Source organism: Kitasatospora sp. NPDC096140, from assembly GCF_040303045.1.
Taxonomy (GTDB): Bacteria; Actinomycetota; Actinomycetes; order Streptomycetales; family Streptomycetaceae; genus Kitasatospora.
This window is the reverse complement of sequence record NZ_JBEOUW010000002.1, coordinates 284,103-304,928: the sequence shown is the minus strand read 5'-3', so window position 1 is coordinate 304,928 and position 20,826 is coordinate 284,103. Positions and strand designations below refer to the sequence as shown.

The window sequence follows — 20,826 nt, the reverse complement described above, 5'->3', positions numbered from 1 at the left end:
TTCCGGGCGCGGCGCTCAGGTGCCCGTCGGCCTGCGCGCCGCCGCCGGCAGGGTTCGCAGCCGGCTGACCGGCGAGAGCACCAGGGCGACGACGACGGCCGCGGAGCCGACCGCGGCCACCGTCAGGGCGCCCCGGGCGCCGAGCCGGCCGGTGAGCAGGCCGGCCGACAGCCCGCCGAGGGCGCCGCCGCCGTACAGCAGGGTGCGGAAGGCCGCGGTCATCCGGCCCATCATCGACTGCGGGGTGACGGCCTGGCGGAGGCTGACGATGACGACCCCGGCCACGCCGAGGCCCAGGTAGGTGGTGAAGAAGGACAGCACGAACATCGCGAGCATCACCGGCCGGGGCCCGGCGGCGGCGGGGATCAGGCCCGGGCCGAGCAGCAGCGCGGTCTGGGCGGTCAGGTAGACCCGGCCGAGCGGGAAGCGCGCGATGACCCGCCGGGAGACCAGGGCGCCGATCAGTCCGCCGACGGAGGCCGTCGCGAGGACGGTGCCGAGGGCGGTCGAGCCGAGGTGCAGGTCGTGGGTGCCGTAGAGCAGGAACATCGTCCACACCGTGACCATCGAGAAGTTGCAGCAGAAGCCGACCAGGGCCAACGCCCGCAGCACCCGGTCCCGCAGGACCCAGTCGAGGCCCTCGCGCAGTTCGCGCCACAGGTGCCGTCGGGCGGCCGGTGCGGGGCGCGGCTCGGGGGTGCGGATCAGCAGCAGGGACAGGACGGACACCGCGTACGAGCAGGCGTCGACGACCAGGGCCACCGGGGCGCCGAGGGCCGACACCAGGACACCGGCCAGCCCGGGCCCGGCCACGTCGGCGGCCGAGGAGGCGGCGCTCATCTTCGCGCCCGCCTCGACGTAGTGCTCGGGGCTCCTGACCAGCACCGGCACGTACGACATCCAGCTGACGTCGAACACCACCGAGGCGGTGCCGACCGCGCAGGCGATCGCCATCAGCACGGGCAGGGTGAGCGCGTGCCACCAGTAGAGCAGCGGGACGAGGGTGAGCAGGAGCAGCCGCACCAGGTTGGCGCCGAGCATGACCGGCCGGCGCCGGGCCCGGTCGGTCCAGACGCCGATCAGCAGGGCGAGCCCGAGGTAGGGGACGAGCTGCAGGAAGCGCAGCAGGCCGACCTGTTCGTCGCTCGCGCCGAAGGCGCCGATGGCGGTCAGCGGGAGTGCGAGGTTGGTGACCTGGGTGCCGAGCAGGGAGACGGTCTCGCCCAGCCAGAACCGCAGGAAGTCGGCGTTGTGCCACAGTCCGGGCAGGGCAAGCTTTTCCGCGACGGAGTCGGCCACCCGGACGGAGCCGGCGGCCTCGCCGTCGTACGGCCCCGCGTCCGCCGCGGCGGCGGAGGTCTCGGTCACCGGGTGCTCCCGACGAGTTCGGCGACGGCCGCGGCCACCGCGTCGACCTCGTCCTCGGTGTTGTAGTAGTGCGGCGACAGCCGCAGGCACCACTCCACCTCCTTGTCGGCGAAGTCGTACTGGGCGAACTCCCGGTAGCTGAGGGCGGAGTTGATGCCGCGGGCGTCCAGGGCGGCCTTGAACGGATCGGCCTGCCGGCCCTCGACGGCGAAGGTGACCAGCGCGGCCGGGGCGGGCCCCCGGTCGAGGGTCCGTACGCCGGGCAGGGCGGCCAGGTGCCCGCGCAGCCGCGCGGCCAGGGCGGGGGTGCGCCGGGCGACGGCCTGCGGCCCGACCCGCAGGGCGTAGCGGACGGCGGCGGCGCAGCCGAGCACGGTGGCGTACGGGAACTCCCACTCCTCGAAGCGGGCGGCGGTGTCGACCGGCCGGTAGTGGCCGGGGGCGACCCAGCGGGCGCCGTGCATGTCGATGTGGAGCGGTTCGTGGCCGGCCGTGAGGACGCGGTCGGAGACGTAGAGGAAGCCGGAGCCGCGCGGGCCGCGCAGGAACTTGCGGCAGGTGGCGGTGAGCAGGTCGCAGCCGATCTCCTGGACGTCGACGGGGAGTTGGCCGACGGACTGGCAGGCGTCGACGAGGTAGAGGAGGTCGAGTTCGCGGCAGTGGCGGCCGATCTCGGCGACCGGCTGGACGAGTCCGGAGTTGGTGGGCACGTGGGTGGCGGCGACCAGGCGGGGTCGGTGGGTGCGCATGAGCGCGGCCATGGCGTCGACGTCGACGCCGCTGCCGTCGGCGTGGTCGGGGGCGTGCACGATCTTCACGCCGTGGCGCTTGCGCAGGGAGAGGAAGGCGATCTGGTTGGAGACGAAGTCGTTGCGGGTGGTGAGGACGGTGTCGCCGGGGCGGAAGTCGATCGAGGACAGGGCCTTGCTGTAGGCGTGGGTCGCGCTGGCGGCGAAGGCGATGTTGGCGGGGCGGGTGTTCAGGAGTTCGGCGAGCGAGGCGTGGAAGTCGGCGGTCTCGGCGGCGCGGGCGGCGGCGGCCTCGTAGCCGCCGACGGCGGCTTCCAGGTGCAGGTGGTCGAGCATCGCCTGCAGGACCGGGCGGGCCGTCAGTCCGCAGCCGGCGTTGTTGAAGTGGATCACGGTCTCGCAGCCGGGGGTGTCGGCCCGCAGGGCGGCGATGTCGAGGAGGGGTTCCGCGCGGCCGGGGAGCGGCTCCGCACGGCCGGGGAGCGGCTCTGCACGACCGGGGAGCGGTTCCGGACTTCCGATGAAAGCGCTATTGTCATCCTTCATGTCTGACGGTAGCAGTATCGAGACGCTGGTGGCGATCCTCCGGGGCGAGGTCGCCCGCCTGTCCCCCGGCGACCGCCTGCCCAGCAGCCGGGACCTGATCGCCCGTCACGGCGTCGGCCCGGTCACGGTCTCCCGCGCCATCGCCCTGCTGGCCGCCGAGGGCGCGGTGGTCACCCGCCCCGGCAGCGGCACCTACGTCGCCGCGCGCCGGCCCCGCCCGGCCGGCGGCGAGCCGGACACCTCCTGGCAGGAGGTGGCCCTGGCGGGCCGTCACGTCCCGCCGGCCGCGCCCGACGAGCAGCCGGAGCGCCTGCCGCCCGGCACCGTCGCGCTGTCCGGCGGGTACCTGCACGAGAGCCTGCAGCCCACCCGGCTGCTCGGCGGCGCCCTGGCCCGGGCGGCCCGCCGACCGGACGCCTGGCACCGCGCCCCGGCGGCGGGCCTGTCGACGCTGCGCACGCTCTTCGCCCGGCAGGTGGGCGGCGACGTCGGCCCCGAGGACGTCCTGGTCACCGGCGGCGGGCAGGGGGCGCTGTCCATGCTGTTCCGCGCCGTCGCCGCACCGGGCGACCCGGTGCTGGTCGAGTCGCCGACCTACCCCGGCGCGCTGGCCGCGGCCCGCTCCGCGGGGCTGCGCCCGGTGCCCGTGCCGATGGACGACCGGGGGCTGCGCCCGGACCTGCTCGCCGACGCCTTCGCGATGACCGGCGCCCGCCTGCTCTACTGCCAGCCCACCTTCCACAACCCCACCGGCACCGTCCTCGCCCCCGAGCGGCGCCGGCAGGTCGTGGACGTGGCGCGCGCCGCCGGGGCCTTCCTGGTCGAGGACGACTTCGCCCGGCTGCTCGGCCACGGCCGGCCCGTGCCGCGCCCGCTGGTCGCCGACGACGGCGACGGCACCGTCGTCCACCTCGGCTCGCTGACCAAGCCCGCCTCGCCCAGCCTGCGGATCGGCGCCGTCATCGCCCGGGGCCCGGTCATGCGGCGGCTGCTCGGGATGCGGCGCGTCGACGACTTCTTCATCGCCCGCCCGCTGCAGGAGGCGGCCGTCGAGCTGCTCAGCACCCCCGCGTGGGAGCGCCACCTGCGCACCCTGTCGGGCGCGCTGCAGCAGCGCTGCGCCGTGCTGGCCGACGCGCTGGCCCGCGAGCTGCCCGACTGGACGCTCCACCGGGTCCCGGAGGGCGGCCTGCACCTGTGGCTGCGGCTGCCCGCCCACCTCTCGGAGGCGGACGTCACGAGCGCGGCCCCGGCCCACGGGGTGTCCGTCAACCCCGGCCGGCCGCACTTCCCGGCCGAGCCGCCCGCGGCCCACCTGCGCCTCGGCTTCGCCGCCGCGGCCGAGCCCGCCGAACTCGCCGAGGCCGCCGCCCGCCTGGCCGCCGCCACCCGCGCGAACTGACCCGCGCCCGGCCGGTCCGCACCCGGCCGCCCCGCACCGGCCCACCCGCACCCGGCTGACCCGCCGTCCGGGCCCCGCCGTCCGGGCAGGGCAGCCGAGCCCCGCCGGCCGGGCCGGGGCGGGGTCACCGTCCGTACACCCCGGCGCTCCTGACCGGCCGCCCCGTCGCGCTGCGTGCCCGCCGGCCCGCCGAGCTGCACGGGCCCGGCCGCGGCGGGAAGGTGGGAGACGGACGGCGCCCGCAGTCCGGCGGCGCGCCGCCGCCGCGACCCCGGGACGCAGACATGGACCCGAGCCTCACCCCGGCCGACCTGGCCGCCGCAGCCGACCCGCACACCTTCGGCACCTACCTCGCGGGCATCGCCCCCTCCCCCGGCCACATGGGCACCGACCACCACCCCGGCCGTTCCTCGTCCGTCCGCACCGCGGAGTACGAGGGCCACCGGATCAGGATCGTCACCACCTACGACATCACCGTGGACGACCACCCGCTGCCCGCCGGGCTCGACGTGGACGACGACGGCGTGCTGTCCTGCCACGGCCTGCCCGCCTACCAGTTCTACTCCGCGGTGGACACCGTGAAGGCGCTGATCCGCCACTTCCCGGGCCGCTTCCGGGAGGGCCGCTGAGATGCCCGTCGTCCGGAAGAACATCCTCGCCGACGCGACCGCGCGCGACGACTACCTCGCGGGCGTCCTCGCGCTCAAGCAGGAGCGGACGGCCTTCACCACCGACCGGCTCGGCGTCCCCGGGCCCTCCGCACCGGTGTTCACCTACGACCAGTTCGTGATCTGGCACTGCTGGACGATGATGACCCCCGTCCCGCCGGGCGGCAGCCCCCGCAAGCGCAACGCCGCCCACCGCGGACCGGTCTTCCTGCCGTGGCACCGCGTGATGCTCGGCCTGCTGGAGACCAGGATCCAGCAGATCCTGGGCAAGCCCGACTTCGCCCTCCCCTACTGGGACTGGTCCGCCGACGGCGACCTCGGCTCGCCCAAGGACGCCACCGTCTTCACCGCGGCCTACCTCGGCGGCGACGGCGACCCGGTCTCCACCGGCGCGTTCGCCCACCGCCCGGACGATCCGGCCGCCTTCACCGTCCGCATCGAGAGCGACCTCGACGGGATGCCCGTCCAGAGCGACCCGCCGCGCGGCCTGCGCCGCTCCTTCGCCACCGACTGGCCCACCCTGCCGACCGGCGACGAGGTCAAGAGCACGCTCGCCTACCAGCCCGCGGCGCCCGCCGCCCACCCGACCGACCGCTACGACACCCCCGGCTTCGACTCCTCCTCCCGGGGCTTCCGCAACCTGCTCGAAGGCTGGATCCCGCGCGATCCCGTCCGCCCGGTCCACATGCACAACCAGGTCCACGTCTGGATCGGCGGCGACATGGCGCCCGGCACCTCGCCCAACGACCCGGTGTTCTTCCTGCACCACTGCAACGTCGACCGGATCTGGGAGGGCTGGATGAACCGCTACGGCTTGGCTCTACGCGCCCGACATGACCTTCCCCGCGGCCACCTACCGGGGCGAGCGGATCGGCGACCCGATCGTCTCCCCGCTCGGCCCCTCCGCGACGCCCGGGTCCGTGCTCGACATCTCCTCGGTCTACACCTACGACGCGCTGCCGTGAGAAGGCCCCGCACAACGAGCAGGGGCGGAAGTCGAAAACGACTTCCGCCCCTGCTCCTCGGAGCGCCGGGCCCGAATCGAACGAACCCCTCCCGCTGAAAGCGGGCGTGCTACCGCTGCACCACCGACGCATGTCCCGGCAGGATCCCGACCGCTTTCGCGATCTTGTCCTGCTGACGAGGAAGAAGTTACCAGCTCATGATCGGAAAAGGAAAACCGGCGGCCTGCCCCCTCCCGGCCGCCCTCCCCCGCCCACCCCGCACTCGTCGCACCGTCACCGTCCCCTTACGCTCGGGCCAGCCGCCACGAGGCCCGGTGCCCTCGGGCCGGGGGCCTCGCGGACGGGCCGGACGACGGGCGCGCAGGAGGGAGCGGGAGCGTGGGCGCGGGGACGGCGGGCACGGGGACGGCGGGCGTGTTCCGGGGCGAGGAGGTGCCCGCGAAGGAGCGGTTCGACTGCTGGCGGGAGCTGATCGGGCGGACCCGGGACAGCGAGATGACCAGTGCGCACGCCGCCGACTTCCAGGCGGAGATGCGGCGCCTGGAGCTGGGCCAGGTGACCCTGCTGAGGTCCTCGTTCCCGCCCGCGCGGTTCCGGCGCACCGCCGCCAGGGTGCGGCGGTCCGACCCGGAGGTCTACCACCTGACCCTGGTGCTCGACGGCGGCCTGTCGCTGGCCCGCGACGACCGCGGCCCGACGGCCGTGTTCGGCCCCGGCGAGCTGTACGCGCTCGACAGCTCGCAGCCGTACGACGTCCGGGGCCTGGGTGCGCGCACCGCCGGCCGGGGGCCCCGCCGGGTCGAGGCGCTGGGCGTCGACTTCCCCGTCTCCGCGCTGCCGGTGCCGCCCGACCGCGCGCGCGAACTGATGGGGCGCGGCTTCTCCCGGCGCGAGGGCACCCCGGCCCTGCTCGCCGACTTCCTCGTCGGCCTGGACCGGCAGGCCACCCTCCTGGGACCGGCCGAGGCGCCCCGGCTGGGGACCGTCGTGGTCGACCTGGTGTCCGCCTGGCTGGCGCGGGAGCTGGACGCCGAGGCGGCGGTGCCCGACGACGCCCGCCGGCGCGCCATCGTCGAGCACGTGCGCGCCTTCATCCGGCGCAACCTCCACGACCCCGGGCTGACCCCGTCCGTGATCGCCGCCGCGCACCACATCTCCGTCAGCTACCTCCACCGCGTCTTCAGCCAGCACACGCAGGGCGAGACGGTCGCCGCGTGGATCCGCGGCCGGCGGCTGGAGAAGGCCCACCGCGACCTCGCGGACCCGGCACTGCGCGCCCTGCCGGTGCACGCCGTCGCCGCGCGCTGCGGCATCACCCGCCCCTCCGACCTCAGCCGCGCCTTCCGCGCCGCGTACGGGCTCTCCCCCAGCGAGCACCGCCACCGCGCGCTGTCCGGGCGTGCGGGCGGCTGAAGCCACCGGGCCGGGAAACCACCGGGCGGACGGGTGGCCGGGCGGACGGGTGGCCGGCGAGTCGACACAGTGCCGTCGACGCAGTGCCAAGGAACTGTCGACGCAGCGCCAACGCGGCCGCGCCTCGCCCTGGCATCCTCCACGGGTGGACACCGGCGGCGTGCCGCCGTCGGCCGCCCCGCGCGGGACCGCGACGGACCGTGGGGCCCGGCACGCCACGGGGGAGCGTGCCGGGCCCCCGGCCGTGGAGCGGCGCCGGGTCAGACGTAACTGACCCAGCCCCGCAGGGCGGTGGTGTTCGGCGGGCAGTACACCCGCACGTTCTGGAAGGTCGTGTACGGGCCGGCCGTCCGCGTGGTGTTGTTCGAACAGCTCACGTTCACCCACCACTTGGTGGTGCCGGTGGCCGAGCAGGAGATGGTGAAGTACTGCTGGGTGCCGTCGCTGCCGAACGTGCCCGTGCTGCAGTTGACGCTCAGCACGGCGGCCGGCGCAGCGCTCTGCGCCTGGGCGGCCGGGGCCGCGACGCCCAGGGCCGCGGCGGCGGCCGCCGTCACGAGGAAGCCGGCGATCCTGCTCCTGGTCCGGGTGCTCACAGTGGGTCCGCCCTCGGGGTCGAAGTGGCCGGGGTGACGTGCCGTCGCGCCGGGCCGCCGACCGTGTCCGTCGGCGCTGCGGCGACTCTAGGGATCCGCCCGCCCCGCGCGCATATGACGGCGGGAAACCCACCGCACCGCCCGGGGGCAGCGCTCTTTCCCCCGCTCCCCCGCAGTCCTGGGGCGCGGCGGTGCCCCCGGGACGGACGGGGCACCCCGGCGGGCCGGGGAACGGCCGGAAACGGCCCCCGCCCGCGGCCCCTCCCGCGCCCGGTGGGGGCGGCCGGTCAGCCGGCCCCGGCCGGGGGCCTGGTGGCGGGGGGCTGCGCTGCGGCGTCCTCGCGGGCCCAGGCGCCGATGCCCAGGCGGCCGGTGGTGCCCAGGTCGAGTTCCGGGGTGACCATCACCGGGGCCGCGTCCGCGGTGGCGCGGACCCGGGCGTAGGGGGCGTTCACCGGGGCGCCGTCCCCGGTGGTGTTGCGCCACACCAGGGTGGCGCGGGCGCCTTCGCCGGGGCGCAGCGCGATCTTCTGCGGCGGGGTGTCGGCGCCGGTGCCGGTGGCGATCCCGGCGCCGCCGGAGAGCAGCCGCACCCCGTCGACGGGCCGGTGTTCGGCGTCGAGCAGCTGCAGTGCGGGGTAGCCGTCGAGGTTCACGGTGGCGGTGCCGCAGTTGCGCAGGTGCAGGCCGACCGCGCGCAGGCCCATCGCGGCGTCTCCGTCGTCGGCGTACAGCCGCAGGCCGGAGGGCGGGCAGGGGCCGCCGGGCTGCGGGGCCTCGACGCTGGGCACGCTGCGGACCTTGACGATCTCCACCTGCGGTGTGGTGCCGGGCCGGGCCGGGGTGGGGCCGGGGAGGTCGAGCTGCCCGGTGGCGGTGGCTCCGGGCGCGAGCGCCGTGACGGTCCGGGTCACGTTCTCCGGCGCGCCGCCGACGGCCCCCGGGGAGCGGCTGAACACCACGGTGACGTCGTACGGTTCGGCGTTCGGGTTGGTCACCTCGTACTGCGCGCAGGCCGGGCCGACGGCGGTGATCCGCACCCCGTCCCGGGCGGGCCGGGAGGGCGCCGGGGTGCCGCCGGCGGGCTTCGGCCGGGGCGTTGCGCACGGCGCGGCGCCGCCGGATACCGTCGGTGCGCCGGCTCCGGCCGCCGCGGCTGCGGCCGGGTGGGAGCCGGCCGGTTGGGAGCCGCAGCCGGTGAGCAGGGCGGCGACCGCGGCGAGGGTGAGGGCCGCGGCGGGCCGACGGGCCGTCAGTGCGGTGGCGGGCTTCTCGGACTGGCGCATCGGCCGAGTCGATCACGCTTCGCACCCGCACGGCTGTGAGCCGGGCCGCTCGCCGTGCAACAGGTCTGCAATGGCCGCCACCGGCTCCCCGCGGGCGTTCCGGGGAGCCGGGCTCGGCGTTGTGCTCCGGCAGGGCCGGGGGACGCGTCAGAGCCGGTCGGCGTCGAGGACCGCCCGGGCGAAGTCGGCGGGCGCCTCCTGGGGCAGGTTGTGGCCGATGTCGGCGAGCGTGCGGTGGAGGTAGGGGCCGGTGAAGTACTGCCGGTAGCCGGAGCCGTCGCCGGGGGCGGTGAAGGGGTCGCGCCCGGCGTCGAGGGTGACGGTGGGGACGGCGATGCGCGGCCGCGCGGCGAGCCGCTGCTCCAGCCGGTCGTAGCGGCGCTCGCCGTCGGCCAGGCCCAGGCGCCAGCGGTAGTTGTGGATGACGATCGCCGCGTAGTCGGGGTTGTCGAAGGCGGCGGCGGTGCGCTCGAAGACGGCGTCGTCGAAGGCCCAGGTCGGGGAGACGGTCTCCCACACCAGGCGGCACAGGGCGCGCCGCTTGTCCCGGTCCTCCATGGCCAGGCGCCCGCGCTCGGTGGCGAAGTAGAACTGGTACCACCAGGTGTGCTCGGCGGCGGCCGCCAGCGGCTCCTTCTGCATCTCGACGTCGGTGACGAGGTACCCGCTGACCGACACCAGCGCCCTGACCCGCTCGGGCCACAGCGCGGCGACGATGTCGGCGGTGCGCGAGCCCCAGTCGAAGCCGGCCAGCACTGCCCGTCCGATCCCCAGCGCGTCCATCAGGGCGACGACGTCCGCCGCGACCGCCGCCTGCTGCGCGTTGCGCGGCGTACGGGCGGACAGGAAGCGCGTCGGGCCGTGCCCGCGCAGGTAGGGGACGATGACGCGGTAGCCCTGCGCGGCGAGCAGCGGGGCGACGTCGACGTAGCTGTGGATGTCGTACGGCCAGCCGTGCAGGCAGATGACCGCCGGGCCGTCGGCCGGGCCGTCCTCGGCGTAGCCGATGTCCAGCACTCCGGCGCGGACCTGCGCCAGCCGGGCGAAGCCGGTCCGCCCGGCGGCGCCGGCCGGCCCGGCCTGCGGCGCGGGGGCGACGGGAGCGGGAGCAGGGCCGGTGGGGGCGGCGGGAGCGGCCTCCGCGGACGCCGGAAGGGCGGCCAGGGACAGCGCGCCGGCGCCCGCCCCGAGCCCGACGGCCCTGGTGAAGGTGCGCCTGTCGATCATGCTCGTTCCTCCGTGGTGCAGCTCGCGTGGGCCGGCCGCGCGGACCGGCGGCCGGCACCACCCACTGTGGCCCCGGCCGGCGATCACGCACATCGGTCACTTGACGCCCGGTCACCGCACGGGTGACGGACGGATGACTGCACCACCCCGGGGCGCGCGGGCCGCGGGAGGGCGCGCGGGCCGCCCCGCGCGCCGGTGCGACGGCTATGACCGGTAGCGGTAGCGGATCCGGCCGCGGGTGAGGTCGTAGGGGCTGAGCTCCACCAGGACCCGGTCGTGCGGGAGGATCTTGATGTGGTTCTTGCGGACCTTGCCGCTGATGTGGGCGAGCACGACGTGCCCGTTGGGGAGTTCCACCTTGAAGTTGGCATTGCGCAGGCACTCGATGACGGTGCCTTCGACTTCGATGCCGTTCGTTGTCTTGGTCATGTCTCTCACCTCTCCGTTCGATGGTGGGGCGTCAGTGGCGGACGAGTTCGAGGGTGGCACCCGCGCGGCGGGCGCCGATGCCCTCGACCAGGGCGGTGGCGGCCGTGTTGGACTCCGCCACGTCGGCCCAGGCCGTGGTGGTGCCGCCGCGGTGCATCGATTCCAGTGCGTGGGCCAGCAGGGCCCGGGCGATGCCGAGGCGCTGGTGGTCGGCGCGCACGGCGAGCAGTCCGATCCGCGGGCGGCGCACCGGGGCCACCCGCAGCAGCCCGACGTAGTGGTCGCCCCGGCGGGCCACCGCGTAGCGGGCGGGGTCGAGCACGGTGGTGCCCGCCGGGCAGGGCAGCACCTGGGCCGGCATCGCCGGCCAGCCGATGCCGGCCTCGACCTCCGCGTGGATGACGCGGTCCAGGGCGCGCAGCGGGCCCTCCTCGGCCTCGCCGGCGGGCACGATCGTCACGCCCGCCGGGGGCCGTACCGGGCCGAGGCCGGTGGCCTGCGGGTCGGTGGGCAGGAGGTAGCCCCACTCGCGGCGTACGGTCGTGAAGCCGGCCCGCTGCCAGGCGGCCGTGGTGTCGTGGTCGGTCTCGTCGGTGACGGTGTGCAGCGGTTCCGGCAGGTCGGCGGCCATCGCGGCGACGAGGCGGTCGAAGACCGGGCCGTGCCAGGCGTCGGCGCTGACGAACAGCCGTCCGTCGGGGCGGCGCGAGGCGTCGCCGGAGCCGACCACGCGGTCGTCCTGGACGGCCTGCCACGAGGTGTCCGAGATCCGGGTGACCACGACCGCGGGGTCGTCGGTGCCCGGGGAGCCGTGCAGGGACTGCGGGGACTGCTGGGAAGAGGGGGAATGCGAAGCGTTCATGGTGTTGCCTCTCGGGAGTGCCTGGTCTGAGGCGCTCCCGGGCGACACCTGCGTCAATCGCCCGCCGTGGCGGAAAGGAGGAGCACCCACACGGATACAGCCTTCATGGGTGTCACCTCCTTGCGTTCTCTACACGGCTGCGCAGACGGTAGCAGCCGGCGGCGCGCCCGGCCAACCGATTTACCGGCCGGGCCGGTTGACGGACCGGTTGACGAGCCGGTTGACGGACCGGGCGGGCCGGGCGGGCCGGCCGCCCCGTCGGCGTCCCGCAGTCTGAGACGCCCCGTCCCGTCCCGGCGGCTTTCTGCCAGCATGCGGGGCATGCAGCAGCAGCTGATTACCAGCGGCCGCGTGCCGGCACCGCGCCGGGAGGAGTGACCCTCCCCGGCCCACCGCCCGCACGCAGACCTCTCGCGCTCCGCGAGGGGTCTTTCTGTTTTTCCGGCCCGCCAGTCCCACCCACAGACAGGACCGTCGCCATGGAACACACCCGGCTCACCGTCACCCTGCGCCCCACCACCGGGACGCTCGCCCGGCTCGCCTCCACCCTCAACAACCACCGGGTCCTGGACCTCGCCTTCAGCGCGGTGGCCCCGGCCTCGGCGCGCGCCGTCGTCCGCGTCCCGGGGCCCGAGGCCGTGCGCGTCCAGCAGAAGCTGCGCCGGATGGTCGACGTGCTCGACGTCGCCCTGGAACCGGCCTCCCCCGACGACGGCCCGGCCCCGCAGGCCGCCTCCCCCCGGCCCGCCGGAGTGCCGGCCGGAGTGCCCGCCGGGGCGGTCGCCGGGGTGCCGGCCGGAATGGCCGCCGCCGGCGGGTGAGCGGCGGGGCGGCCCGGCTCCCCCGTCCGGGCGGGGCGGCCCGGGTCAGGCGGGGCGGCGGGCGCGGTCGGTGATGTTGCGGGCCATCGCGCCGAAGACCAGGCCGTGGAAGGGCGCCATCGACCACCAGTAGGCGTGGCCGGCCAGGCCGTGCGGGTGGAACAGGGCGCGCTGGCGGTAGAGCGCGCCGCCGTCCCGGCCGGGGGCGACCCGCAGTTCGAGCCAGGCCAGGCCGGGCAGGCGCATCTCGGCGCGCAGGCGCAGCAGGCGGCCGGGCTCGATCTCCTCCACCCGCCAGAAGTCGAGGGCGTCGCCGACCCGCAGGTGGTGGCGGTCGCGGCGGCCGCGGCGCAGGCCGACGCCGCCGGCCAGGCGGTCGAGGGTGCCGCGCAGGGCCCAGGCCGCCGGCAGGGAGTACCAGCCGTTGTCGCCGCCGATGCCCTCGACCACCCGCCACACGGCGGCGGGGTCGGCGGCCACGCGTCGTTCGCGCAGGTCCTGGTAGAGGCTGCCGCCGGCCCAGTCGGGGTCGGTGGGCAGCGGGTCGCTGGGGGCGCCGGGCAGGGAGGCGGAGGACCAGCGGGTGGTGACCTGCGCGTCGCGGATGCGGCGCAGGGCGAGGTCGACGGCGCGGTCGAAGCCGGTGAGGCCGGCGGGCGGGTCGGGGATCCAGCGGGCGATGTCGTGCTCGTGGCAGACCACCTCGTGGCGCAGCGACTCCACCAGCGGGCGGGCCAGCGGGCCGGGCACGGGGGTGACCAGGCCGACCCAGTGGCTGGACAGCGCCGGGGTCAGGACGGGCACGGGCACGATCACCCGTCGGGGCAGGCCGGCCGCCCGGGCGTAGCGGTGCATCATCAGGCGGTACGTCAGCACGTCCGGTCCGCCGATGTCGAAGGGCCGGTCGACCTCGGGCGGCAGGGCCGCGGCGCCGACCAGGTAGGCCAGCACGTCGCGGACGGCGACGGGCTGGATGCGGGTGTCGACCCAGCGGGGGGTGACCATGACGGGCAGGCGCTCGGTGAGGTAGCGGAGCATCTCGAAGGAGGCGGAGCCGGAGCCGATGATCACCGCGGCCCGCAGTTCGGCGGTGGGGACGCTGGCGGAGCGCAGCAGGCGGCCGACCTCGGCGCGGGAGCGCAGGTGCGGGGAGAGCGCGGCCTCGGGGACGCCGGCGGGCAGCAGGCCGCTGAGGTAGACGATCCGGGTGACGCCGGCCGCGGCGGCGGCCCGGGCGAAGGCGCGGGCGGCGTGCCGGTCGGTGGCCTCGAAGTCGGTGCCGGTGCCGAGCGAGTGGACCAGGTAGTAGGCGACGTCGACGCCGTCGAGGGCGCCGGGGAGGGTCTCGGGCCGGGTGACGTCGCCGGCGGCGGCCTCCACCTCGGCGCGCCAGGGCTGGTCGCGCAGGCGCCCGGGGTCGCGGGCCAGGCAGCGCACCCGGTATCCGGCGGCCAGGAGTTCGGGCACCAGGCGTCCGCCGATGTAGCCGGTGGCTCCGGTGACCAGGCAGCGCCGCCCGGTCGGGGTGGGCTCGTCCACCGTCCGCTCCTCTCCTCGTTCCTCTTGTGCCTCCCCCCACGGTTTCGCGTCGTCAGCGCAGCAGTCGTTCCAGTTGGTCGAGGGCGCCGGCGAGGTCCCGGGGCCGCAGGGTGCCCGGGGGGCGGCGGGGGCCGGCCCAGCCGGGGCCGGCGGCCAGCACGACGGGCCCGGTGCGCGCGCCGTGGGGGCCCCAGGTGGTGCGGGCGACGCGGTGGGCCAGTGCCCGGTCGGCGGTGCGGGCGACCTGGGACCAGAGCAGGACGGCGGGCGGGCCGGTGCGGTGCACGGCCTCCATGAGTGCCTCGGGGGGCAGGGCGGCGCCGAACATGAGGAACGGCAGGCCGCGTTCGGCCAGTCCCGCGGCGAGCGCCTCCAGGGGCAGGGCGTGCAGTTCGGTGGGCATGCCGGCGAGCAGTGCGGCCGGGCCCGGCGGCTGGTCCTCCCGTTCGGCTGCCCGGCGCAGGGCCGCGGAGACGTGCCAGGACAGCAGGTGTTCCACGTCGACGCAGCGTTCGCCCTCGACGGCCCACTTGCGTCCGGCGGCCCGCAGGGCGGGGGTCATGACCTCGGTCCAGGCGGTGACCGTGCCGAGGTCGTCGATGCTGCGGCGCAGGATGCGGGCCATCTCGGGGGCGTCGAGGCGGACGGCGGCGCGGGCCAGGCCCCGGCACTCGGGGCGGACGGCGCCCACCGGCAGGGTGGTGCCGCCGGGGGCGGGCACGGTCGGGGACGGGCGGGGCGGCAGGGCCCGGGCCCGGGCGGGGGCGGTGCGGGCGGCCGGGGTGACCGGTGCGGCCGGTGCGGTGCGGGCGGTCAGGGCGAGGCGGGCGGCTTCGGCGGGGGCGGTGCCGCGGGCGGTGAGGCGGCACATCTCCTCCAGCACGGCCACGTCCTGCGGCTCCCACCGGCGGTGGCGTCCGGGGGCGCGGCGGGCGGGGCCGATGCCGTAACGGCTCTCCCAGGAACGGATGGTGGTGGGCGAGACGCCGAGGCGGCGGGCGAGGGCCCCGGTGGTCAGTGCGGCGGCGGCCTCGGCGGCGGGGGCGGTCACGGCCGTGAGCCTACGGCGGGGCGCGGCGCGGCGCCGGGTGGACGCGCGTACCGGCGGGACGGGGCCTCGGGGGCGCCGGGCACCCCGGGGGCTTCGGGCGTCCCGGGGGCTTCGCCGAGGTGGCCGCGCAGGTGCCGCAGGGCGTCGCGGATGCGGGTCTTGACGGTGCCGAGCGGTACCCCGATCCGGGCGGCGGCCTGGGCCTGGGTGCAGCCGCCGAAGTAGACCAGGAGCAGGCACTCGCGCTGGACGTCGCTCAGCTCGGCCAGCGCGCGCCGCACGCGGTCGCGCTCCAGGCTGCCCTCGACGTGGTCGGCGACCACGTCGAAGTCGGGGGTGTAGGCGCGCACGGCGGCGGCGCGGTCGCGGGCGGCGGCGGCCCGGACGGAGCGGACGCGGTCGACGGCGCGCCGGTGGGCCAGGGTGAGCAGCCAGGGCAGGACCTCGCCGCGCTCGGGGCGGTAGCGCGGCGCCTCCCGCCACACCTGCCAGAACACCTCCTGGGCCACCTCCTCGGCCTGGGCGGGGTCGCGCAGCACCCGCAGCACCAGGGCGAGGACGGCCGCGGCGGTGGCGCCGTGGAGGTCCTCGAACGCCCGCTCGTCGCCGCGGGCGGTGCGGGCCATCAGCCCGCGCAGCCCGGCCCGCCGGTCGTCCGGTGGCCCGGCGCCGGGTGCCTCGGGGGTCGGCACCCCGGCGCCGGGTGTTTCGGGGGCGGGCGTCTCGGGGGCGGGCCCGCCGGGCGGCCGCTCGATCGTCGCCTGCACCTTCCGACCGTCCCGCAGCAGCGGTCCGGGCCGGTATTCGCATCGCTTTCGCAGCGTTTCCGCCACCGACGGCGGTGGCCCGGGGAGCGCCGGGGCACGCCCGCGCCCCGGGCCGGGCGGGAGTCAGGGGGCGGCCGCTTCGAGCAGGGCGCGGGCGGCGGCGAGGCCGGAGCGGCAGCCGTCCTCGTGGGAGCCCCAGCCGTGGTGGGCCCCGGCGAAGGCGGTGCGGCCGGTGGTGAGCCGGGGCAGCAGGCGCTGGGCGGCGACGCTCTCGGCGGTGTGGACGGGGTGCTCGTGGACGGTGCGGGAGATCACCAGGTGCTCGGGGACGGGGTCGTGGGGCGGCTCGTTGCGGGTGAGCAGGTAGTCCTCGCCCGCGTCCAGGCGCAGCAGCCGGTTGAGGTGGTGGCTGATCCGCGCGGCGCCGGCCGGGGCGGTGCAGTGCGGCATGCGGTAGTTCCAGGAGCCGCGGGCCCACCGGGCGTGGGGCAGCACGGAGGCGTCGTGGTGCAGGACGGTGGGGGTGCGGGTGTGGTGGAAGGCCGCGAGGACCTCGCGTTCGGCGCGGGTGGGGTCGGCGAGCAGGCGCAGGGCCTGGTCGGCGTGGGTGGCGACGACGACGGCGTCGGCCTCGGCGCGGCGGCCGTCGCCGGTGGTGAGGGTGACGCCGTCGAGGTGGCGGTGGACGGCCCGCACGGGGGTGTGGCGGTGGACGGTGGTGAGGCGTTCGGCGATCCGCCGCACGTAGGCGGCGGAGCCGCCGGTGACGGTGCGCCGGGGCGGCGGGCCGTCGTCCGAGAGCAGGCCGTGGTGGTCCAGGAAGGCGAACAGGTGGCGGGCGGGGTGGTCGCCGGACGGCTCGGGGGCGCCGGGCGGGGCCGCGGCGGTGAGGGGGATCAGGTAGTGGTGGAGGAAGTAGCCGGAGAAGCACTCGTCCAGGAGGAAGTCGCGCAGGGTCGGCTCCCCGGCGCCGGGGTCGGCGAGCAGGCGGCGGGCACGGCGCCGGAAGCGCGGGATGTCGGCGAGCAGGCGCAGGTAGCGGTGGCGCAGCGGGGGGTCGGGGAGGGCGAGGAGGGCGGCCGGGCCGTCGGCGCCGGCGTATTCGAGGCCGCAGCCCTCGCAGTGCACGGAGATGCTCGGGTCGGCGTCCCGGGTGGGGACGCCGAGGTCGCGCAGCAGTCGGGCCAGGTGCGGGGAGGTGGGCGCGTCGTGGACCAGGAAGCCGGTGTCCAGGGCGAGTTCGCGGCCGTCGGGGGCGGTGACGCGCTGGGTGTGGGCGTGGCCGCCGAGGCGGGTGTCGGCTTCGAAGAGTTCGACCTCGGCGCCGGCGCGCCGTAGTTCCCAGGCCGCGGTGAGGCCGGCCACGCCCGCGCCGATGACGGCGATGCGGCGCCCTCCGGGGGTGCGCGGGGCGCGCGGGGCGCGCCGGGCGGCGGGTGGTGCGGTCGTGGGTGTGGTCAACGGGGTTCCCTCCCGGTCGGCCCGGTGCGGTGCGGTGCGTGCGGTGCGGGTCGTACGTGCGTGCGGCGTGTGCGGCAGATGCGGCGCGTACGGCCGGCTCGGCGGCGCCCGTGGGGGCCGCATCCGGTGTTCGGAGCGGGCGGGACCGCGGATTGGCGGCGGATCGGGCGGGCGCGGTGGGAGGGGTGACGGTGCGTCGGCCGTGCGGACGCGCCGCGGCCGCCCGTCGGAGGGGTTCCGGCGTGCGGCCGCGGTCGGGGCGGGTCGGGATCGGTCGGGTGGTCCGGGCGACGGGGACGGTTCGGGTGGTCCGGGTGGTGGGTTCAGTAGCGCAGGGCGGCGGCGATCCGGCCGCTGTCGGCGAGGGTGTCGTCGGGGACGAAGCTGACCGTGGCGCCGGTGTCGAGGGCGCGCTCGATGACCTCGTCGACGATGTCCTCGCGGGCGCCGGTCTGGTCGGCCTCGGCGGGGACGAGGTGGTCGCCGTCGTCGCGGACGGTGGTGCGGTAGTTCTCCTCCACGACCAGCCGTTCGACCCGGCCCTGGCCGGCGGCCTGCCAGACCTCGTCCAGGCCGGCGGCGAACCCCTTGCCGCCGCGGGCCTTGTCGAGCTGGGCGAGGGCGTCGGCGACCTCCTGCTCGGCCCGGGCGCGCACGGCGGGGTCGACGACCCGGCGCACGGTCTCGGCGTCGGCCTGGGCGAGGCCGCCGTGCGGGATCTGGGCGGTGGCCTGCTGGGCGATCGGGCCGACGGCGTCCAGCAGGGCGAGCGCGGCGGCCTCGCCGACCACGTACAGCGGGCGCGGGTCCGCGGCGAGCACCTTGCCGATCCCGGTGTCGGCCTGCCGCAGGAAGGTCTTGGTCTCCTCGTCGCGGAAGGTGCTGGGCGTGTCGCCGATCTGCTCCTGCCGCTCCGGGTCGGGGTTGTCGAAGACGCGCACCAGTGGGAAGCCGTCGCCGGTCTCCTCGGTGACCCGCTCCCGGTTGCCGCCCCACAGCGCCACCCGGTCGGCGGCGATCGCGACCACCCAGTGGGGGCGCTCGGCGGTGTGCGCGGCGACCAGGTTGCGGGTGAGGAAGGTGTCGGACAGGACCACCCGCGCGGGGGCACTGCGCCCGAGTGACCAGACCTGGTGCTCGCCGGGTGCGGCGAGGATCGCCAGGCCGTCCTCGGCGTGCACCAGGTCGACCTCGGCCATGGCCCGGTCGAGCTGCTCCAGCACGTCGATCCGCTCGGCGCGGGAGACCTCGGGGTCGGCCTGGACCTTCTCCTTCGCCTCGGCCAGCAGGTTGCGCAGCCGGACCGGGTCCTGCGTGTTGTCCGGTTCCCGGCGGTGGGTGGGCATCAGGATCGACACCGCCGGGTAGGGACGGGGCCGGCGCAGCTCGGCGAGGACGGCGGGGCTGAGGGCGGGGTGCATGGAGACCCTTTCCGAAGGCGGTTCGGCCTTCTGTGCGTGCTTCCGCGCGTGGCCGCGCGAAGCCTGGCGCTGCTCCTGAATGTCCATCAATGTACCGATCTGCGGCTTTCCCGGCGCGCGCACCGGCGGGCGCACCGGCGGGCGGCGGCCGGACCGGGGGCGCCGGGCGGAGCGGCCGGACGGAGCCGCCGACCGGACCCACATCTACTTGCACAAGCGCTATATCTGCTCTAGCCGATATTTTTCGCCATGGCTTATCCTGGTACCGCTACCCCCTCGGGAAGGAGGCCGGGCCCCATGACCGCCACGGACCCCGCGCTCACCGCCCTCGCCAGCGGCTGGGGCGCCCTGTCCCTCCTGCACGGCAGGATCGAGTCGCACATCGAGCGCGCCCTGCAGTCCGGGCACGACCTGAGCGTGCGGGAGTACTCGCTGCTCGACGTGCTCAGCCGTCAGCACGACGGCGAGGGCGGGCACCTGCAGATGAAGCAGGTCGCCGACGCCGTGGTGCTCAGCCAGAGCGCCACGACCCGCCTGGTCACCCGGCTGGAGGACCGCGGCCTGCTGGCGCGCTACCTGTGCCCGACCGACCGCCGCGGGATCTACACCAACGTGAGCGAGGACGGCCTGAAGCTCCTGGAGGAGGCCCGGCCGACCAATGACGCCGCCCTGCGGGAGGCGCTCGACGAGGCCGCCAGGAACCCCGAGCTGGCCTCGCTGGTCAGGGCGGTCGAGGCCGTGGACGCCGCCTCGCCCCGCCACTGACCCCGGGCGGCCCGCCGGCCGCCCCCGCTCCCCCACCGGGCCCGACCCCTCCCCGCCGCACGGCGGCACGGAGGTGTCGGGCCCGTTCGCGTCCCCCCGCCCGACACCCCGCCCGCGCCCTACCGAACACCCCCGCCGACTCCATGGCGCATGCCCGTTACCTTCGCTTGCACTTATCGCGCGTCTGCAACTATTGTGAAAGCACGCTAGGCGCCCGTTCAAGCAATCTCAGAAGGGACGGCCATGCCTCTCGCTCTCCTCGCCCTCGCCATCGGCGCGTTCGGGATCGGGACCACCGAGTTCGTGATCATGGGCCTGCTGCCCCTGATCGCCGACGACTACGGTGTCTCCATCCCCGGCGCGGGCCTGCTGGTCACCGGCTACGCCCTCGGCGTCGTCATCGGCGCACCGCTGATGACGGTGCTCGGCACCAGGATCAACCGCAAGACGATGCTGATGCTGCTGATGGGCCTGTTCGTCGTCGGCAACCTGCTCTCCGCGGTCGCGCCGACCTTCCCGCTGATGCTGGCGGGGCGCATCGTCACCTCGCTGGCCCACGGCGCCTTCTTCGGCATCGGCTCCGTCGTCGCCGCCGACCTGGTCGCCCCCCAGAAGAAGGCCGGCGCCATCGCCACCATGTTCACCGGGCTGACCGTCGCCAACATCGTCGGCGTGCCGGCGGGCACCTTCGTCGGCCAGGCCGTCGGCTGGCGCGCCACCTTCGGCATCGTCGCCGTGCTCGGCGTGCTCGGCCTGCTCGGCATCGCCAGGCTGGTGCCCGCCATGCCCCGCCCCGAGGGCGCCCACCTGCGCCGCGAGCTGACCGCCTTCCGCAACCCGCAGGTGCTGCTCGCGATGGCGATGACCGTGCTCGGCTTCGGCGGCGTCTTCGCCGCGATCACCTACATCGCGCCGATGATGACCGGAGTCGCCGGCTACTCCGAGGGCGCGGTCACCTGGCTGCTGGTGCTGCTCGGCGTCGGCATGTTCCTCGGCAACCTGCTCGGCGGCAGGTTCGCCGACCGCAGGCTGATGCCGATGCTCTACACCAGCCTCGGCGGCCTGGCGGTCGTGCTGGCGCTGTTCACCCTCACCGCGCACAGCAAGGTCCTCGCCGCCGTCACCGTCCTGCTCGTCGGCGCCCTCGGCTTCGCCACCGTCCCCCCGCTGCAGAAGCGGGTCCTGGACCAGGCCCACGGCGCGCCCACCCTGGCCTCGGCCGTCAACATCGGGGCGTTCAACCTCGGCAACGCGCTGGCCGCCTGGCTCGGCGGGATCGTCATCTCCGCCGGCCTCGGCTACACCGCCCCGAACTGGGTCGGCGCCGCCCTCGCCGCCGCCGCGCTCGTCCTCGCCTTCTGGTCCGCCGCCCTGGAGCGCCGCGCCCCCGCGCCGCAGGGCCCCGCCACCGCCGCGGCCCCCGTTCCCGTCCACCACTGACCGCCCCTCCCCCTCTCCCCCTCCCCTCCCCTCCCCCCTTCCGCTTCACC

Annotated in this window: 18 protein-coding genes, 1 tRNA gene and 2 pseudogenes; 8 read left to right on the top strand and 13 right to left on the bottom strand. The window is 76.3% G+C overall.

Annotated elements, in window-relative coordinates; translation table 11 throughout:
* Positions 1–15 precede the first annotated feature (15 nt).
* Both ABT048_RS03150 and ABT048_RS03145 read right to left on the bottom strand, forming a co-directional pair.
* Positions 16–1,368 (bottom strand): MFS transporter, encoded by a 1,353-nt coding sequence (locus ABT048_RS03150; protein ID WP_350519566.1) that lies wholly within the window; start codon positions 1,366–1,368, stop codon positions 16–18.
* Positions 1,365–2,663, bottom strand: coding sequence for an aminotransferase class V-fold PLP-dependent enzyme (locus ABT048_RS03145; RefSeq protein ID WP_350519565.1), 1,299 nt, complete (start codon positions 2,661–2,663; stop codon positions 1,365–1,367). The genes ABT048_RS03150 and ABT048_RS03145 overlap by 4 nt, the downstream gene beginning before the upstream one ends.
* On the opposite strand from ABT048_RS03145, the gene ABT048_RS03140 reads away from it, so the two are divergent.
* The 4 genes and pseudogenes from ABT048_RS03140 to ABT048_RS03125 all read left to right on the top strand — a co-directional run bounded on the left by ABT048_RS03140 (position 2,662) and on the right by ABT048_RS03125 (position 5,698).
* Positions 2,662–4,065, top strand: coding sequence for an aminotransferase-like domain-containing protein (locus tag ABT048_RS03140; protein ID WP_350519564.1), 1,404 nt, complete (start codon positions 2,662–2,664; stop codon positions 4,063–4,065). The two genes, ABT048_RS03145 and ABT048_RS03140, sit on opposite strands and share 2 nt — an antisense overlap.
* 284 nt (positions 4,066–4,349) lie before the next feature.
* A complete protein-coding gene (locus ABT048_RS03135; protein WP_350519563.1) occupies positions 4,350–4,694 on the top strand; it encodes a hypothetical protein in 345 nt (114 codons plus the stop codon).
* 1 nt (position 4,695) lies between these two features.
* Positions 4,696–5,478: pseudogene (locus ABT048_RS03130) on the top strand (tyrosinase family protein); the annotation flags it as partial.
* An 88-nt stretch (positions 5,479–5,566) separates the two neighbouring features.
* Positions 5,567–5,698, top strand: a complete 132-nt coding sequence (locus ABT048_RS03125) for a hypothetical protein (RefSeq protein WP_350519562.1) — start codon at positions 5,567–5,569, stop codon at positions 5,696–5,698.
* Positions 5,699–5,759: 61 nt separating this feature from the next.
* On the opposite strand, the gene ABT048_RS03120 is transcribed toward ABT048_RS03125, so the two are convergent.
* A tRNA-Glu gene (locus ABT048_RS03120) sits at positions 5,760–5,828 on the bottom strand.
* A 284-nt stretch (positions 5,829–6,112) separates the two neighbouring features.
* Here ABT048_RS03120 and ABT048_RS03115 point away from each other — a divergent pair.
* A complete protein-coding gene (locus tag ABT048_RS03115) occupies positions 6,113–7,111 on the top strand; it encodes an AraC family transcriptional regulator (RefSeq protein WP_402803961.1) in 999 nt (332 codons plus the stop codon).
* 260 nt (positions 7,112–7,371) lie between these two features.
* Here the strand turns inward: ABT048_RS03115 and ABT048_RS03110 are convergent, their stop codons facing one another.
* The 5 genes from ABT048_RS03110 to ABT048_RS03090 all read right to left on the bottom strand — a co-directional run bounded on the left by ABT048_RS03110 (position 7,372) and on the right by ABT048_RS03090 (position 11,511).
* Positions 7,372–7,707, bottom strand: a complete 336-nt coding sequence (locus tag ABT048_RS03110; protein ID WP_350519560.1) for a hypothetical protein — start codon at positions 7,705–7,707, stop codon at positions 7,372–7,374.
* 287 nt (positions 7,708–7,994) lie between these two features.
* Entirely contained in the window at positions 7,995–8,993 is a 999-nt protein-coding gene (locus ABT048_RS03105) for a DUF4232 domain-containing protein (protein ID WP_350519559.1), read from the bottom strand.
* A 147-nt stretch (positions 8,994–9,140) separates the two neighbouring features.
* A complete protein-coding gene (locus ABT048_RS03100) occupies positions 9,141–10,220 on the bottom strand; it encodes an alpha/beta fold hydrolase (RefSeq protein WP_350519558.1) in 1,080 nt (359 codons plus the stop codon).
* Positions 10,221–10,424: 204 nt separating this feature from the next.
* A complete protein-coding gene (infA, locus tag ABT048_RS03095; protein WP_350519557.1) occupies positions 10,425–10,649 on the bottom strand; it encodes a translation initiation factor IF-1 in 225 nt (74 codons plus the stop codon).
* A gap of 31 nt (positions 10,650–10,680) precedes the next feature.
* Positions 10,681–11,511: a GNAT family N-acetyltransferase gene (locus ABT048_RS03090; protein ID WP_350519556.1), complete on the bottom strand. Its 831-nt coding sequence runs from the start codon at positions 11,509–11,511 to the stop codon at positions 10,681–10,683.
* A 479-nt stretch (positions 11,512–11,990) separates the two neighbouring features.
* On the opposite strand from ABT048_RS03090, the gene ABT048_RS03085 reads away from it, so the two are divergent.
* Positions 11,991–12,332 (top strand): hypothetical protein, encoded by a 342-nt coding sequence (locus ABT048_RS03085; RefSeq protein WP_350519555.1) that lies wholly within the window; start codon positions 11,991–11,993, stop codon positions 12,330–12,332.
* Positions 12,333–12,377: 45 nt separating this feature from the next.
* On the opposite strand, the gene ABT048_RS03080 is transcribed toward ABT048_RS03085, so the two are convergent.
* From ABT048_RS03080 to ABT048_RS03060, 5 genes and pseudogenes are all read right to left on the bottom strand, one after another.
* Complete coding sequence (locus ABT048_RS03080; RefSeq protein WP_350519554.1) at positions 12,378–13,871, bottom strand: SDR family oxidoreductase; 1,494 nt, start codon at positions 13,869–13,871, stop codon at positions 12,378–12,380.
* Positions 13,872–13,923: 52 nt separating this feature from the next.
* Positions 13,924–14,922: a MerR family transcriptional regulator gene (locus ABT048_RS03075; protein ID WP_350519553.1), complete on the bottom strand. Its 999-nt coding sequence runs from the start codon at positions 14,920–14,922 to the stop codon at positions 13,924–13,926.
* Positions 14,923–15,035: 113 nt separating this feature from the next.
* A pseudogene (gene sigK / locus ABT048_RS03070) lies at positions 15,036–15,614 on the bottom strand (ECF RNA polymerase sigma factor SigK); the annotation flags it as partial.
* 198 nt (positions 15,615–15,812) lie between these two features.
* Positions 15,813–17,150 (bottom strand): NAD(P)/FAD-dependent oxidoreductase, encoded by a 1,338-nt coding sequence (locus ABT048_RS03065; RefSeq protein WP_350519552.1) that lies wholly within the window; start codon positions 17,148–17,150, stop codon positions 15,813–15,815.
* 323 nt (positions 17,151–17,473) lie between these two features.
* Positions 17,474–18,571, bottom strand: a complete 1,098-nt coding sequence (locus ABT048_RS03060) for a baeRF3 domain-containing protein (protein WP_350519551.1) — start codon at positions 18,569–18,571, stop codon at positions 17,474–17,476.
* Positions 18,572–18,868: 297 nt separating this feature from the next.
* Here ABT048_RS03060 and ABT048_RS03055 point away from each other — a divergent pair, with 297 nt between their 5' ends.
* Positions 18,869–19,336, top strand: coding sequence for a MarR family winged helix-turn-helix transcriptional regulator (locus ABT048_RS03055; RefSeq protein WP_350519550.1), 468 nt, complete (start codon positions 18,869–18,871; stop codon positions 19,334–19,336).
* Between the two features lie 243 nt (positions 19,337–19,579).
* Positions 19,580–20,776, top strand: a complete 1,197-nt coding sequence (locus ABT048_RS03050) for an MFS transporter (protein WP_350519549.1) — start codon at positions 19,580–19,582, stop codon at positions 20,774–20,776.
* The last annotated feature ends 50 nt before the right edge of the window (positions 20,777–20,826 follow it).